Origin of the sequence: Gluconobacter sp. NFX36 (assembly GCF_049887835.1) — a bacterium.
In the GTDB taxonomy this organism is placed as follows: Bacteria; Pseudomonadota; Alphaproteobacteria; order Acetobacterales; family Acetobacteraceae; genus Gluconobacter; species Gluconobacter japonicus_A.
The window spans coordinates 37,697-53,972 of sequence record NZ_JAGEKJ010000015.1 but is presented as its reverse complement, the minus strand read 5'-3'; the positions used below and the strand labels follow the sequence as shown (position 1 = coordinate 53,972).

Annotated in this window: 7 protein-coding genes; 4 read left to right on the top strand and 3 right to left on the bottom strand. The window is 59.7% G+C overall.

Translation table 11 applies throughout. The features are described 5' to 3' along the window. Positions 1-254: 254 nt before the first annotated feature. Together J4P41_RS13270 and J4P41_RS13265 are read right to left on the bottom strand one after the other, a co-directional pair. A complete protein-coding gene (locus tag J4P41_RS13270) occupies positions 255-1,508 on the bottom strand; it encodes a D-amino acid dehydrogenase (RefSeq protein ID WP_426067503.1) in 1,254 nt (417 codons plus the stop codon). A gap of 96 nt (positions 1,509-1,604) precedes the next feature. Further along, on the bottom strand, positions 1,605-2,627 hold the full coding sequence (locus J4P41_RS13265) for an NAD(P)/FAD-dependent oxidoreductase (protein WP_426067502.1): 1,023 nt from the start codon (positions 2,625-2,627) through the stop codon (positions 1,605-1,607). A 46-nt stretch (positions 2,628-2,673) separates the two neighbouring features. Here J4P41_RS13265 and J4P41_RS13260 point away from each other — a divergent pair, with 46 nt between their 5' ends. Then, a complete protein-coding gene (locus J4P41_RS13260) occupies positions 2,674-3,750 on the top strand; it encodes a glycosyltransferase family 4 protein (protein ID WP_426067501.1) in 1,077 nt (358 codons plus the stop codon). Here the strand turns inward: J4P41_RS13260 and J4P41_RS13255 are convergent. Continuing rightward, on the bottom strand, positions 3,747-8,990 hold the full coding sequence (locus tag J4P41_RS13255; RefSeq protein WP_426067500.1) for a Hint domain-containing protein: 5,244 nt from the start codon (positions 8,988-8,990) through the stop codon (positions 3,747-3,749). The two genes, J4P41_RS13260 and J4P41_RS13255, sit on opposite strands and share 4 nt — an antisense overlap. A gap of 240 nt (positions 8,991-9,230) precedes the next feature. On the opposite strand from J4P41_RS13255, the gene tsaE reads away from it, so the two are divergent. From tsaE to addA, 3 genes are read left to right on the top strand one after another with little or no spacing between them, the layout of a single operon-like run. Then, complete coding sequence (gene tsaE / locus J4P41_RS13250; RefSeq protein WP_426067499.1) at positions 9,231-9,680, top strand: tRNA (adenosine(37)-N6)-threonylcarbamoyltransferase complex ATPase subunit type 1 TsaE; 450 nt, start codon at positions 9,231-9,233, stop codon at positions 9,678-9,680. Beyond that, positions 9,677-12,712 (top strand): double-strand break repair protein AddB, encoded by a 3,036-nt coding sequence (addB, locus tag J4P41_RS13245; RefSeq protein WP_426067498.1) that lies wholly within the window; start codon positions 9,677-9,679, stop codon positions 12,710-12,712. Before tsaE ends, addB begins: the two co-directional genes overlap by 4 nt. Further along, positions 12,709-16,266 carry a double-strand break repair helicase AddA gene (gene addA, locus J4P41_RS13240; RefSeq protein WP_426067497.1) on the top strand — a complete coding sequence of 1,186 codons (3,558 nt, stop codon included), beginning with the start codon at positions 12,709-12,711 and terminating at the stop codon, positions 16,264-16,266. The genes addB and addA overlap by 4 nt, the downstream gene beginning before the upstream one ends. The last annotated feature ends 10 nt before the right edge of the window (positions 16,267-16,276 follow it).

Here is a 16,276-nt window from a genome sequence, read left to right as displayed (position 1 = left end):
GGCGATGGACCGTGATCTGCTCAAAACGCAGAGCGAAAGTCACCCCGGAAACCCTCAATCAAAGCGCCAAAAAACTAAAATCATCAGACAAGCGCATCAACAAACAGTTCTTCGATCCCTCCACCTGAACGGATTGACGGACGGAAAGATGGACTGCCTGTGGCCACTTTTTCCAAGAACTGTAGCCGTCATATTCCGATACCAGTTCTGGGTCTGTCCGATCAGGAGATTCTCCTGACCGGGCAGACAAAGCTTTACAGATAACGGTCCAGAGACAGATCAAGAGACGGAATAGCAGTCTGGCGGCCAGAGATCTGGTCCGCAACGATCTGGCCGGAGCCTGCGGCCATCGTCCAGCCGAGCGTGCCATGCCCCGTGTTGAGCCACAGGTTGTCATAGCGCGGTGCCGGGCCGACGATGGGGGTGCCGTCTGGAGTGCAGGGACGCAGGCCTGTCCAGTAGCGTGCAGCAGAGAGGTCGCCGCCGCCATACATTTCGTTGAAGGACAGTTCCAGCGTTTCACGACGGTCCGGGCTAAGACGCAGGCTAAAGCCCGTCAGTTCAGCCGTGCCGCCAATGCGGATACGGTCCCCGAGGCGCGTGATGGCAACCTTGTAGGTTTCGTCATTGACCGTCGAAACCGGTGCACGGCTCTCGTCCGTAATCGGCATGGTAAGGGAGTAGCCCTTCACCGGATAGATCGGCAGGCGTAGTTCCAGCGGCTTCATAAGGCGCGGAGAGTAGCTGCCCAGAGCGAGAACATACGCGTCCGCCTTCAAGCGACCTGCACTCGTGCGGATGCTCAGGATGGAATCGCTGGTGGCCTCAATGGCTTCGATGTTCGTGCCAAGGCGGAACTTCACGCCTTTCTGCTCGGCCATGGCGGCGAGGCGACGTGTGAAGAGATGGGCATCACCCGTCTGGTCGCCCGGAAGGCGCAGGCCGCCGCGCAGACGATGGCGGGCATGGGCCAGCCCAGGCTCATGAGCGATGATTTCATCGACGTTCAGAAGCTGATGGTCGATGCCGCTTTCGGCCAGAAGACGCATGTCTTCGGCAGCATGTTCGACTTGTGCGTCCGTCCGGAAAAGCTGGATCAGACCTTTCTGGTCGCCGTCATAGGTAATGCCGGTTTCGTCGCGCAGGGCGTCGATCTTGTCGCGGGCATATTCCGCGATCCGGAGCATACGGCTCTTGTTGATGTCGTAGGCTTTTTCCGAACAGTTCGCGAGCAGTTCGCCCATGAACCGGAACATGGCGGTATCAAAGCGCGGACGAATAACAAGCGGGCTATGCTTGCTCATCATCCATTTGGCGGCCTTGAACGGCAGACCCGGCATGGCCCACGGTGTTGAATATCCGGGGGAGACCTGACCGGCATTGGCGAAGGATGTTTCGAGTCCTACGCCAGGCTGCCGGTCAATGACTTCAACCTCATGGCCTTCCTGAGCGAGGTACCAGGCGGTCGTGACGCCGATGACACCGGCGCCCATGACGATGATTTTCATGATAGTTCTGCTGCTTTCCGATTGGTAGAAAACCGTTTTTTCGATTTGGTACCGATCAGATCAGCATCAGCGGAAACGGTTGTCTACCCCCGGTTTTCAGCCCGGAACGCCCTTGCTGGTGGAATATTCGAAGTGCAGGGCTGTATCCGGATGAACTATGGCGTGGATGGCATGAACTGCCATTGCGCCTTCCGAAAATCCCTGAAGAATTAATTTAAGCTTGCCGGGATAGGTGGCCACGTCGCCGATGGCAAAAATGCCCGGTGTGCTGCTCTCCAGTGTGGCTGGCGTGACAGGTACCGTGTTGCGGTGCGTATCCAGTCCCCAAAGAGCGATCGGGCCAAGATCGGTGGACAGACCATAGAACGGCAGGAGCGTGTCGGCTTCCAGATGGCGGGAGTCGCCAGCGAGTGTGGTGACCTCAACGGCGGAAAGCTGCCCGTCTGTACCGTGCAGGGCATGAAGCTGGTAGGGGACGACCTTCTCGATGCGTCCGGCGGCAATCTGCTCTTCGATGCGGGACAGCGTTTCCGGCGCGCCGCGGAAGCGGTCCCGGCGATGCAGAAGATAGATCTTCTCGGCCACTTCGGAGAGGGACAGAGCCCAGTCGAGCGCGGAATCGCCACCACCGGCGACGACGATTGTCTTGCCTACAAAATCAGCACGCTTCTTGACGTAATACTGGACCGCACCCGTCCGCTCGTAAGCTTCCAGTCCATCCAGTGGCGGACGGTTCGGGCCGAACGCTCCTGCGCCCGCCGCGATGATGACAGCCTTGGCTTTTACGGTGTCGCCACGCGCTGTTGTCAGCGTGAAGTCTCCACGATGGCCCGTCAGGGTTTCCACACGGGAGCCGAGCAGACGCGGAACGTCGAACGGGGCAATCTGCTTGTCCAGAGCGTCAATCAGTGCGCCCCCTTCAATGGAAGGGTGAGCCGGAATGTCGTAGATCGGCTTTTCCGGATAGAGGGCCGCACACTGGCCGCCAATGCTGTCGAGAGCGTCAATCAGAACGCAGCTCAGTTTGAGCATTCCGCATTCAAACGCTGCGAAGAGGGCGGTTGGACCGGCGCCAACAATTGCGACGTCGGTGGAGAGGGTTTGAGGTGAAATCGTCATATCTGTTTCTTAGGCGTTTTGAGTTGAATGGGGTAGACCATCCCGCATGCGGTGCGCCTTTGTCATCCAACATATTAATGCAACAGGCGGAACCGAGCGCTCTGCCTGTGCGGTGATGAACGGGCTTGTTCAGCGGGATGTGACGGTTCATCTGCTGGAACTGGTGGGAAACGGCCCGCCCGTCTTTCCGCTGGATGACAGAATTCCCGTAAAATCCCTGTTTGAAAAGCCGGTAAAAATTTTCAATTCCTGGCCACGGATTGTCGGGAGACTGGTGCGCTATCTGAGGCGTCACCGTATCGACACACTGATTGTCGTGGAAGCCACACATGCTCTCTATGGCGTTGTAGCAGCCCGTCTGGCCAGATGTCGCTGCATCGTCTGGGAGCACTTCAATTTCAACATTACGTTGGGACGTCGCAAACGGGTCTGGGGGCGGCGGATTGCGGCCAGATGGGCTGACGATGTTGTTGTTCTGACGGCTCGGGACAGGGTGCTTTGGCAGGCGGGGCGGGACGTTCGGGCTTCTTTGACCGTCATTTCCAATATGGCGCCTCCTGTCTGGCAGACACCTTATGATGAGACATCCCGAACCGTTCTGACGGTAGGCCGGCTGACGTCACAGAAGGGGTATGACCTGTTGTTGGTGGCGTGGGCGAAGGTGGAAGCGGATCCCCGCAGCGCAGACTGGTCTCTGCTGATCCGTGGAGACGGCCCGGACCAGGATCTTTTGCTTCAGGCCGTGCAGGGATTATCGCGCGTGACGCTGGCTCCGGCCACGCATCAGATTGAAGCGGAGTATCGGCAGGCTGGACTGTATGTCTGTTCCTCCCGCTATGAAGGGCTTCCGATGGTTCTGTTGGAAGCGGCGTCTGCCGGTCTGCCGGTTGTGTCATTCGACTGTGAAACCGGGCCGGCTGAAATTGTGGAAGACGGCGTGAATGGGATTTTGGTTCAGTCGGGCGACGTTCCCGCATTGGCCGAGGCACTTCTGTCCTTGATGGAGCAGACAGAAAAACGGCGGACCATGTCTGCCATGACCCGCCGCAAAGCATTGGAGTTTCAGGAAGAGACAGTCATGGCCCGATGGGTGGACCTGCTGTCTCTTCCTTGTGGTGTTTAGCCTGCAGCGCGAAGGGCGGCTTTCTGGTCCAGTGCGATGTTCAGTGCGGCCATGACGGCGTTTTCAGAGAACATTGCCTGTGTGTAGGCCCGTCCTGCGTTTGTAACGTCTGACAGGTCTTCGGTGGTGTGCAGTGCGACGATCTGGCGAGCCAGATCTTCTGCTGTCGTTTGTACGAGCGGCTGAAGGTTCTTCGGAAGGCTCAGGCCTTCGGCTGCAATGGGTGTCATGATGCAGGGAACACCTGCGGACAGGCTTTCCAGAACCTTACCCTTGATTCCTGCACCGAAACGTAGCGGTACAACGCTCAGGCGAGCCTGACCGAGAACGCTGCCCAGATCCTGCACATGCCCCAGAACGCGGATACGATCGCTGGCCAGTGCGTGGATGCTGTCTGGCATTTCTGCGCCTGCGAGGGTGCAGGTAATGGTCGGATCCATGGCCCAGACGGCTGGCATGATGTCCTGCACCAGCCAGCGGGCGGCATCCCCGTTCGGAGCATGGGCGTAATTGCCGACGAACAGCACACCAGTGCGGTTTGTGGTCTCGGAAACGGTTTGCGACACAGCCCATGGCACGACATACACATTCGCCTGAGGCAGATCCTTGAGAAGCTGTGTGGCTTCGGTCTGGGAATGCGTTAGCACGGCATCGGCCTGGAGAGCTGCGCGATATTCCGCGACCCGAACCTGATTGGCTTTGGCCATCAGTTCGGGCCGTCCCTGAATGGCGGCCTGACGGGCCAGACGCAGGAAGTGCAGGTCCGCCACGCTATACAGCACGCGGGCCTTGCTTTGGTTGCGACGGACAAGCGCCATGTAGCGCGTGGCGACGTCTTCCCGGTGCAGATACACAACGTCGAAGCTGTCTTTCTGGCGGGAGAGTGCATCCTCGACGGATGCGAAGACTGGTGCGCCCTGAACAGTCACGGTCGGGAGGGTTTCCAGACGTGTGGTCAGGGTCATCTGGTCTGCTGCGATGAAGCAGACGTCGTATCCCAGACCTTCCAGTGCAGCCATGTGAGACAGAATGGCCTGCGATCCTGCATCCCGCTTTGCATCCGGACGCAGGCTGTCGATCACTAGAGCGCGTTTGCGCTGTGGTGCGCTGACAGTTTTCATACCACGGCGACGGCGTGTGGCGTTGAGCGCCTGATCCGTCAGGCCGCTGATGGCCTGCGCCCGGGACTGGCGGAGTTTCTCGACCTGACCCAGCAGGAAGGACAGAACCTGATCGCCAGCCTGTTCGTCCGCGGCTGCTTCGACAGCGCGGGCGACGGTCTGCTCCATATCCGCGTCGAACATGCCGACGGCTTCCAGAACCTGCGGCGCGCCGAGGAGGGCGCCATCGCTTTCACGACGCACTTCCAGAACATGGCGTGTCAGGGGAGAGAGGCCACCCGGCAGGATGACATCAAACCCGCAGAGCAAAGGACGGCCCGTTTTTGCGACATCCGGGCGCCGACCATTGGCCAGAACGGAGGCCAGAACCACACCGTTATCCACGATCTGAAGCGTTACGGGGTCTTCAGAAGCCGTTGGGTTCGTGACCCAGCCGGAGATGCGGTTGCGGGTGGCGATGTCGATGCAGCCGTCCAGAAGTTCGACCGGAGCAGACGCTACGATGGCCAGTGGGGCTTTCTGTTCCTTCTGATCCATCATCCACGGCGTGTTGCCGAGGGCAGCACCATCCGTGATGCGGCGGACTTCGAGAACGTGACGCTCCAGTGGAGACAGGCCACCCGGAATGTCGAACCGGAAGCCACAGGCTGCGCCAACATCCGGGCGAGCCTTGTCCGCCAGGATTTCGCCCAGCACCACACCGTTATCGACAATCTGAAGACGGACAGGCTTCAGGCTGCCCTGAACGCGTGCCCAGCCTTCGATACGGCTATGCGTTGCGACGTCCACATAGCCTTCCAGATCGTTCATTGCCGCGCGGGTGTCAGAAGACAGGGCGTTCAGACGGCTACGAACGGCGGCCAGAAGGGCGCCTTCCTCAACGCGCGGGGCGCAATACTGAGCCGGAACCGACTCTGCATTCGGGTAGAGCACGCTGTAGTCGGCGGCGTTGTGGAACATGCCGCGCGAGTTGTCGTCCACGAAGGTTTCAGACTCTGCGCTGTTCGCAAAGATGACGTCGTGGCTTTCCAGTTCAATGTGGAAGTACGCGACTTCATCCATGCGCTCGGCCTGCACGATGCTGGTGCCGTTCACGAGCGACAGAGCCGGGATCAGCACGCCGTCCAGATACATGGCATGGAGCGGGGAGACGGACAGGTCCTGTTCAGGAAGGTCCCTGCCGAGCGATCCCTTACGGAAGGTGACTGGCAGGATATCGCGGTTGCCATTGGCGAACGTGCCGGAATAGCTGCGGTGGCCGATCCAGTGGATGGGGCGCAGGCCGTTCGAGCGCGTCTGGATCAGGTCACCAACTTCAAGCTGTTCGACCGGAATATCACCGCGTTCCGTGCGGATCAGTGTGCCGCGGCAGTAGCAGGGTGTGCCTTCTGTCAGAAGGAGCGTGCCGCCGGTGCTGTCAGATTGAAGCGTGAAGAAGTCGGCGGCGTAATCGCTGTCGAGGGCAATCGTATAAGTGTCGGTGCCGTTGGAGATTTCCAGCGTGGAGGGATCGGTCAGGGTTGCCGTCGCGCTGTTGGACCAGGCAAGTTCCGGGAGGTCCACTTTTGCGCCGCTGGCGAGGCGGATGTTCTGGGTCGTACTGCCAGCATAAAGCGCAAGCTGGCTTCCATCTCCAACGCTGATGTTCGAAGCCGTACTGCCGCTGTGGACGGCTGCGGTCTGGCTGTTTGTCAGGGCGACGTCAGACAGGGCAGCACCATTTGTGGCGCTGTAATCCGTCATTTCCAGCAGGGTTAGGGAAGGGTCGTGGTCGGATTCTGCGTCAAGTTGTCCCGTATTGATATGGAGCGTCTGGAACTGGCCTGCATTGGCAAATCCGTCCGTGCCGATCGTGTGATCGAGGGACTGGGCGTTGCCTTCATAGATGTAGGTGTAGCGGTTACTCTCGTCTTCCTTGGTTTCCATGTCGGTCAGGCCGGCGTTGGCATAGACCTTGTTGGCGTCGCTCCACGCTACGTCGTTGAAGTCACCAAGGATACCGATCTTCGCGGTTGGGTCGCTGGAAAGCTGGTTCTGGACGTAGTTGGTGATGTACTGAGCCTGAGCGATACGGTTGTTGACCGTGCTGGTCGTGCCGCCGTGGTTCACTGGGGGCTGGGTTGCACCGTACAGCTCCGAACTTCCGGCTTGCGAGGACAGATGCACGTTGATGAGCGTGACGTCCTTGCCGTTGAACTCGAACGTGCCAACCAGTGGAAGGCGGGTGTTTTTGAACGTTCCGCTCAGTTCTTCGCTGCCGATCGTGGTGACGGGTTCCTTCAGCGTGACGCGGTCCGCATTGTAGAGGAACACGCTGCGGATGTTGCCGCCGGACACACCGCCCTGCGTGCCGTTCGCCGGATCGACCTGTGCCCAGGAATAGGTTGGACCGCCTGCGTCGGCGATGGCCTTGACCAGCGCGGCAAGGTTCTGTTCCGCGCTGACAGTGCCGTCATTCGTGATGCCGCTGTCGTCCTGGATTTCCTGAATGGCCAGAACGTCAGGATTGTCGAGATTTTGCACAATGATCTTGGCGACCTGTGCCAGACGGTCCGCGTTGGCCGGATCAAGGGCGTTGAAATTCTCGATGTTGTAGTCACTGACGAGAAGGTTCTGCTCGTCTTTGTGGAAGCTCGTGACCGGCTTTTCCGTCTCGGTATGAATGACCGTGACCTGTGTGGTCGGGATCAGTTCATAGACGCCATTGTAGTAGGTCAGGACACCCGTGATATCCCCGAGCTTGTCTCCGACTTCAGCGCTGATGGCGGAACCAGGTGTGACGCCGCTGTCATAGTAGATCTCGACGCGCTGGGTATTGATGCTGCTCTCAGTGCTCTGGAGTGCACCGGTTGGCGTCAGGAGGCCATTTCCGTTGTCTGGCACGACCCAGGTGGCGTTGGACGCTGTGGCACCGGTCGCTACAACATCATGCAGTGTGATGACCTGCCCGATGAGGCTGCGATAGAAGTCCAGAGCGTTGGTGTCAGGGTTGATGGTGGCCGTGCTCTTGTTGAGGTCGATCGCCTGTTCAAGATCGCCAAGATAGGAGGCTGCGGGAACGGTCAGACCGCCTTGGCCAATCACGGTCGGGGAAATCGCCGTGTAGGCTGCGCCTGTGTCTGTGTAGGAGACCAGATTGAGTTCCGGCAGTGTCAGGGATTTGCTCCATGACGTACCGGAATAATTCGTCACTGTGCCGGTGACGGAAACGGTCGTGCCAACAGTTGGCAATGTGGCATTCTTGCCGGCGTACACAAACAGGCCGGTACTCCCGACGCTGCTTATGTCTTTGCTGGACTGCTGGATCCAGAAGCCGATGCTGCCGTTTGTATCAACGGCCGTCACGACGCCTGTGGTTGTGACGCTGCTGCCTGCGACGGGGCTGTAATAACCGTTTCCGTTGATCTGCTGGATGGTCAGGGTTGTCGGAGTTGTGGTGCCGGTATCGGTGCCTGAACCTGAACCTGAACCTGAACCTGAACCTGATCCCGTATCCGATCCTGACCCTGAGGAGCTGTCATCCGAGCCGGAAGAGCCGCCGCTGGTGGTTCCGTCGTTTGCGGCTCCTGGAGTAACCAGAATGGTTCCGGCAGCAGCAGTGGTACCATATCCTGAAATTCCGGCCAGAGACGGGTCATCCGCGGTCCAGTCAGATGCGCTGTCTGTGTCAGTGCCGTCGGGGATGCGGGATGCGCCAGCGATCAATTTGCCAGTCAGGACCGGAGCGTTCGCATAGGTCGGATCGCCACTGCCTCCGTCCGAGACGGCGATCGTGTCACCGATTTCAGACCATGGGGTGGACGTGAACGTGCCAGTATTGGCGGTATCGAGATCGTCTCCGACCTTGCCGGTAAAGTCCTTGACCAGAAGAACAGTCTGCGTGCCGTTCTGCAAAGCATTCTTCTGGTAAGGGGTAACCCAGTAGCCAGAGCTGTTTGTTGTCCCGAGCTGGAAAACGTTATCGATCTTGCCCGCAACGCTGCCGTCACCGTCGACAACAATGAGTGACCATTCGCTATAATCTGTGTTTGCGTCCCCTTTTACTTCAATGAATTCGTTCGGATCTCCGGAAGCACTTGGGTTGAACATGAATTCATTGATGAGAAGTGTGGATGACATTTTGTGAATACCTTCTGGGAAAGGGTATTGTTGGAGTGTTACTAAAAAGTTAAAATTTATTTCTGTCGTTTTGTAATAAAGAGTCAATAAATTTTGTTGTTGTTTTACCAATAATCATAAAACGTTCATTTTGTTTCGTTTTGTGTCTTATCTCTCTGGGTGGAGTGCGCAAATCCGCAGTGTCGAAAGTTGAATGACTGACGCTTGCTGGATGGCAGCGGGGGAGCCAGAGTAGGTGGCATGCAGATACGCCTTCCTGATCAGACGTCGACCGAACATCTTGCCGCCCAACTTGCAGCGCTTTGCACTCCAGGCGATTGCATTGCCCTGTCAGGTGGTCTTGGGGCTGGGAAAAGCACCTTCGCGCGGGCATTTCTGCGGGTGCTGGCCCATGACCCGCAGATGGAAGTTCCAAGCCCGAGTTTTGCGCTGGTTCAGCCTTACGACACCTCCGCCGGGCCGGTTTTCCACTATGACCTATGGCGGCTGGATGGGCCGGATGCGCTGTACGAACTGGCCTGGGATGAAGCCTGCGAAGGCATCATGCTGGTGGAATGGCCAGAGCGCGCTGAAGATCTCCTGCCTGCCAATGCCCTGCATCTGACGCTGACTTCTGGCGCGACAGAAGACGAACGGTTTGCTGAGCTAATCGGCTGGCCGGACGAACGTCTGAGCGGGATTGCGCTATGACCGTTGTGACGATTGCAGGCACCGAGCCTTTTCTGGATCGGATCGCTCATGAATGGCTGAAGCAGGACCCCGCAGCCGGAACCGACGGTCCGGGACTGTTGCTCGTGCCGAGCCGTCGTGCCGGACGTGCGCTGATGGAAGCGTTCTTGCGCGTGCTGGATGGCAAGGCATCCCTCTTGCCGCGCATCGTTGCGATCAATGATGTGGACGAAGAGGCGCTGGCGTCCATTGGGATTGATGTCTCGTTGCCTCCTGCCGTCGAGCCGCAGAGGCGGTTGGCTGTTCTGTCCATGCTGATCCTGCAAACGCCAATCGTCAGTGTTGGGGTGGACAAGACCAAAGGCATTGACCGGGCATGGCCTCTCGCCAAGGCTCTGGCGGATCTGATGGATGAGGCCGAGCGCAGTGGGGTCGATCTGGCGGCAAGTTTGCCAGAGGCCGTGGAAGAACGCTTTTCAGAACACTGGCAGCAGACGCTGAAATTTCTGGAAATTATCACGACGATCTGGCCGAAATGGCTGGAAGAAGAAGGTCTGTCGAACCCCGTCGCCCGTCAGGTCGCGCGTCTGAAAGCGCAGGCGGCGGCGTGGCAGCATGTCCCCCCCCACACACCCGTCTGGGCGGTCGGGTTCGCAGATGGTTCCGCAGCGGTTTCGGATGTGTTGGCGGCAGTGGCGACGTTACCGGCCGGATTGGTGATTCTTCCGGGGGTTGATCTGGATCTGCCACAGGCCATGTGGGACGCGCTGCCTGCGTCACACCCACAGGCGGGTCTTAGGGAAATTCTCACAGATCTGGGCCTGACACGCGATGATCTGACGGACTGGGACGGCGGCAGGGATCGGGCCAGAGAGCGCCTGATGCGTGGTGTCATGTTGCCGGAACAGGGGATTACGGCCTGGGGGCGGGATCTGAATCCGCGGAATATTTCAGGTCTGTCTCTGCTGCCTGCACAGGATCAGCAGCAGGAAGCGCAGTCCATCGCATTGATCCTCAGAAATGTGGTGTCCGTGTCCGGGCAGACCTGTGCGCTTGTGACGCCAGATCGTAGCCTTGCCCAGCGCGTTGGGACCGAGCTTCTGCGGTTCGGGATTTATGCCGATGACAGTGCCGGTGAGCCTCTGGCGCAGACGCCAGCTGCCGTGTTCCTGCGCCTGATCGCTACGGCAGCCGAGGCCCAGCTTTCGCCGGTGGCTCTGCTGTCCGTTCTGAAGCACCCTTTGGCGTCGCTGGGGCGCACACCGGGTCACTGTCACGCCTCGGCCCGTCGGCTGGAGCGTCTGTTGCTGCGTGGACCGGCTCCTGCACCCGGTATTGCAGGCCTTAAGGCGGCGCTTGAGGGCTATATTCAGAACCAGCGTGATCCGGACAATGGGGCCAGCGCGGATGCTCCTGATGAGCCGGAAAGTCCAGCCGCGTTCATCGCGCGGATTGAAGCCGCTTTCGAGCCTTTGCTTGGCCTGCCCGGAGCCGTTCCGCTCCCCGAATTGCTGGAAGCCCTGATTCATACTGCCGAAGCCTTGGCCGCTACTGAAACAGAACTGACCGCAGATCCCGAAGAGGGGCTACATCCGGGCGGGCGTCTCTGGATGGGGGATGATGGCGAAGCTCTGTCCCGCCATCTGGCTGCCCTGATCCAACATACCGGCATCCTGCCACCGCAGAGGCTGGCACATCTGGATTCCTTCCTGAACACGTCCATGGCCGGTCAGATGCTGACGGGCCTGCGCGCGCATCGGGGCGGTGTGGAACTGGCGCATCCGCGTGTCACCATTCTCGGTGTGCTCGAAGCGCGTCTGTTGGCGTTCGATGTGGTTGTTCTGGGTGGACTGAACGAAACGGTCTGGCCGCCTGCGACTGATCCGGGGCCATGGCTGAGCCGCCCGATGCGGACCCGTGTTGGTCTGCCGTCTCCTGAGCGGCAGATCGGGATCAGCGCTCATGATTTCGTCTCAACGGCTTTAGCCGCCGGAGAGGTCGTGTTCTCCAGTTCCGCCCGACGGGATGGTGCACCGGGTGTGCCCGCCCGCTGGATGGTGCGGATGGAGGCGTTTCTGGGGGGACGTGGGCAGAGATTGCCTGTGCATCCTGCGCTCGAATGGCAAAAGGCGATGGATCAACCGCTGGATGGTGCGGAAACGGTGGCGCCTCCAGAGCCAAGGCCTCCTGTGGCACTTCGCCCACGGCGTCTGAGCATCACGGAGATCGAGACGTGGATGCAGGACCCGTATGCCATTTACGCCAAGCATGTTCTGAAGCTGAAGGCGCTCAAGCCGCTTGAGGAAGGCGCGGAACACGCAGATTTTGGTATGATCGTGCATGAAGCCATGGATCGCGTTCTCAAAGAGTATCCGGACCGCTGGCCGCAGAACGTGGCCGCATCCCTGAAGCGCGCATTCGCGGAAGAACTGGCCAAGGCCAATATGCGACCTGCGCTGGTCAGTTGGTGGAGCCCAAGGCTGGAGCGTATCGCGGAGTGGGTTGCCGTACAGGAGCGGAGCCGTCGGGAACAGGAACATGCCATCGCGCGGCATATGGAAGTGTCTGCGTCCTTCAAAATCGAAGCGGCTCGTGCACCGTTCGAACTCCGCGGCCGGGCAGACCGCATTGACGTTGATGAAGACGGCAAGGCGACGATTTTCGATTACAAGACCGGCTCCCCGCCCACCGGCAAAGCCGTGGAGGGTGGATGGTCCGTTCAGCTTGTTCTGGAAGGGGCATTGCTGGCCAAGGGTGCTTTCGAAGGTGTTCCGGCGGCTGAGACGAAACAGCTTCTGTACTGGCATCTGACAGGCGGTGATGATCCGGGGAAAGAAAGCGAAGTTCCAAGCCGGAAATCCAGCCTTGATGCGGCAGCCCTGATTGGTGAGGCTATGGAAAAACTACGCGGCCTCATTGATGAGTATGACCAGCCCGATCAGCCTTATCGCTCCCAGCCCTGGGCAGGACATGTGCCGCGCTACACGGATTACGCGCAGTTGGCACGGGTGGATGAATGGCGCGCGGCCTATGCAGAAGGAGACGACTCATGAGCGAGACCCGCAACCGCGCTGACGTCATTGCTGAAGCCGATCGCACTCAGCTTGCCGCGTCTGACCCGATGGCGTCCGTGTTCGTGTCCGCGTCTGCCGGATCGGGCAAGACCAAGCTGCTGATTGATCGTCTGCTTCGTCTGATGCTGCCGCTGGAAGTAGAAGCGGATGATGGGTCGATTGTGTTGGCCGAAGGAGCAAATCCGTCCCGTATCCTGTGCCTGACCTACACCAAGGCCGCCGCCGCGGAGATGGCCAATCGTCTTCAGTCCCGGCTTGGCGAATGGGTATCGCTTCCGGATGAGCGTCTGGGCGAGGAACTTGAGAAACTGCGTGTTCCCAACACGGACGAGACGCGCCGGGCGGCCCGTGGGCTGTTCCTGAAAGTTCTGGACCTGCCGGGCGGTCTGCGGATCGAGACGATCCATGCGTTCTGTCAGTCTCTTCTACGGCGCTTCCCGCTTGAAGCTTCGGTCGATCCGCATTTCACCCTGATGGAAGACACGGACACGACGCTGGCTTTGCGGGAGGCCATGGAAGACGAACTTGCCAAGGCTCCGAAAATCGTGGCGGAAGTGGCGGGGACTATCGGGATCGACAGGTTCTTCCAGCGGATACGCGCTCTGAATATGGAAGAAAGTCGGGTTCGTCCCTTGCTGGACCGTTGGCAGATGCTGCCGGATGCTGTGCTGAGCGCCTATCGGGCCGCCCTGAAAGCCGGGCAGGAAGATGCGTCTGATCTGGAAGGGTTGGTCTGTAAGCCCCCGGAAGAAGAGCGGCTGCGCTCCGAATTGCAGGCTTTGCAACCTCTGGCCACAGACAGCGCCCTGAAGCTGGTTACACCCATGCTCGATTGGTTGGCGTCTTCTATCGAACATCGCGATCCAGCCCTCTGGACGGGAAGCTTTATTGTAAAAGGCGGTACGCTCAGAAAAATAAACGGCTTTGCTAACGCAGCAGCCCGCAAGGCTCTCCCGCATCTGGAAGACCTTTTGGTACGTGAAGGCCAGCGCCTGCTGGACCTGACCGAGAGCATCAAGCGCGCCGTGCTTCTTTCCCTGAACCGCGCACTTCTGTCTCTTGCCGCGCCAATGCTGTCGAACTTCCGTGAGGGCAAAGCTGCGCGTGGACTGGTGGATTACAACGACCTTATTCAGGAGACGCGGAACCTGCTGGAAGATCCGGGTGCAGCCTGGGTGCTCTACAAACTGGATGGCGGGATCGACCATCTTCTGCTGGATGAGGTGCAGGACAATTCCGGTCTTCAGTGGGAAATTGCCGGGGCTCTGACGTCCGAGTTCTTTTCCGGTGAGGGTGCATGGGAACAGGGGCCGAGACCCCGCACCGTGTTCGCGGTGGGCGACTACAAACAGTCCATTTACGGATTTCAGGGCGCTGACCCTGAGCAGTTCCATAGCTGGAGAGCCGAGTTTGCGCGCCGGGTTCAGAATGCGGGCCTGCCGTGGCGTGATCCGGATCTGAACGTCTCGTTCCGCTCCGTCACGCCTGTTCTGTCTTTCGTGGATGCGGTCTTTTCCCAGCCGAATGCAGCCCATGGTCTGCTGGAACGGGGGCAGGAGATACTGCTTCCCCATGTATCTGCGCGTCCGGGGCAGGGTGGGCGCGTTGAACTCTGGCCGCTCGTTCCGGTGCTGGAGGGCGAGGACGATGATGAAGGTCTGACGCCCTGGCAGGCACCGAAAGCCAATACCGGCCAGCGCAGTGCGCCCCAGCGTTTGGCTGAGGCCCTTGCCGGGTGGATTGATCAACAGATTGGCCGGTCACCGCAGCCGGGGCAGGCGCCGTTGAAAGCCGGCGATGTTCTGATTCTCGTGCCGCGCCGGTCTTCCTTCCTGCGGTCTTTGATCCGGGCCCTGAAATCGCGGAACGTGCCCGTGGCGACACTGGTGCGTGTTGGTCTGACGCAGCAAGTGGCTGTTCGCGACCTTATGACGCTCTGTGCAGCCCTGCTTCTGCCGCAGGACGATCTGACATTGGCAGCAGTTCTGACCTCACCCCTCGGTGGGCTGAGCGATGATTCGCTGATGGCGCTGGCGACGAAAGACGGACGCGCCCATGCCCTTGGCCCGAAAGGCCAGCCGCTCTGGACTGTCCTGCGGGAGCGTCATCGGGAGCGTGCGGAGTGGCAGGCGGCATGGACGATGCTGTCCGCGCTCTATGCACGAGTGGATTATGCCACACCGTATCGCCTGCTGGCTGAAGCCCTTGGCCCGCATGGCGGACGCACAAGACTGCTGCGGCGTCTCGGGCCGGAAGCGGCTGAACCGGTGGATGAACTGCTGACCGCTGCACTGCGCTACGAAGGGCTGCATCCTCCGTCGCTTCAGGGGTTTCTGCATTGGCTGGAAGCCAGCGAAATTACCAGCAAGCGTGAAGCGGAAAGCGAGACCGGGGCTGTCCGCGTCATGACCGTGCATGGATCGAAGGGCTTGCAGGCCCGTCTGGTTGTGATGCCGGATACGTTGTCCCGTGCGCCAGCTAGTGGGGACTTCCTTTGGGAAGAAGCTGCCGGGCTGGAGCTTCCGATCTGGGTGCCTAAGAAAGATGCTGGCACGGATGTCACGACTGCTTTGTCTGCCCGGGATGCGGAGAAAGCGCGGGCGGAAAACAACCGTTTGCTCTACGTGGCCCTGACGCGCGCCAGTGACTGGCTGGTAATCTGCGGAGCCTCCACGAAACGTCAGCCGGACGACACAAGCTGGTACCGTCAATGTCAGGCCGGGTTCGAAACGCTCGCCAATGCGCGGTCCGAACCGCTGGAACTGGGATGGGAGGGAGATCGTCTGGTTCTGGAAGAAGAGCGGAGCGTGGCTCCTGCACCAGATGCCGCACCGCGTGCTGCCCTCCCTGCGCTAGAACTGCCTGCGTGGCTCGGTCGTGCGCCTGACTGGCGCGCGGACGTCGCTCCAATGGAAGACGCCATGACCCGACCTCTGGCTCCAAGTCGGCCGGATGGCGCGGAGTTCGGCGAAGTGCCTGCCGCCCGATCTCCATTGGAACTCCTTGCAGGGAGGCCAAAGCCTGTTCGGGAACAGGCCATGCGGCGCGGTACGATGATCCATCGCCTGCTTCAGCTTTTGCCGGAAACGCCTTCCGAAGATCGGCTGGCACTTGCAACCCGCTGGCTTTCCAGACCTGCACTTGGGCTGACAGAGAACGAGGTCGGGCGTCTGACGGATCAGGTCATGGGCGTCCTGCACCATCCAGAACTCGCACCCTTGTTTCAGGCAGGCAGCAGGGCCGAGCAGCCAATTTCGGGCATTAGTGATGGCCGCGTGGTTTTAGGGCAGGTGGACCGCTTGTGGATCGGAGACGGAGAAATCTGGATCTGCGACTACAAAACGAATCGTACTCCCCCGATTCGGGTAGAGCGGACACCGGTGGCCTATGTGAGACAGATGGCGGCCTATCGGGCAGTTCTTCAGCAACTCCACCCTGATTTTGCCATTCACTGTTCACTGGTCTGGACGGAGGGACCATCCGTTATGGTTCTTCCTGACGCGCTTCTGGATCGTGTACTGGAGGAGTCTTGATTTAATGGGC

What these genes read in the sequence shown, in the direction of transcription:
- J4P41_RS13270 (WP_426067503.1), bottom strand. Translation starts at nt 1,508, where the DNA reads ATGAAAATCATCGTCATGGGCGCCGGTGTCATCGGCGTCACGACCGCC.
- J4P41_RS13265 (WP_426067502.1), bottom strand. Translation starts at nt 2,627, where the DNA reads ATGACGATTTCACCTCAAACCCTCTCCACCGACGTCGCAATTGTTGGC.
- J4P41_RS13260 (WP_426067501.1), top strand. Translation starts at nt 2,674, where the DNA reads ATGCGGTGCGCCTTTGTCATCCAACATATTAATGCAACAGGCGGAACC.
- J4P41_RS13255 (WP_426067500.1), bottom strand. Translation starts at nt 8,990, where the DNA reads ATGTCATCCACACTTCTCATCAATGAATTCATGTTCAACCCAAGTGCT.
- tsaE (WP_426067499.1), top strand. Translation starts at nt 9,231, where the DNA reads ATGCAGATACGCCTTCCTGATCAGACGTCGACCGAACATCTTGCCGCC.
- addB (WP_426067498.1), top strand. Translation starts at nt 9,677, where the DNA reads ATGACCGTTGTGACGATTGCAGGCACCGAGCCTTTTCTGGATCGGATC.
- addA (WP_426067497.1), top strand. Translation starts at nt 12,709, where the DNA reads ATGAGCGAGACCCGCAACCGCGCTGACGTCATTGCTGAAGCCGATCGC.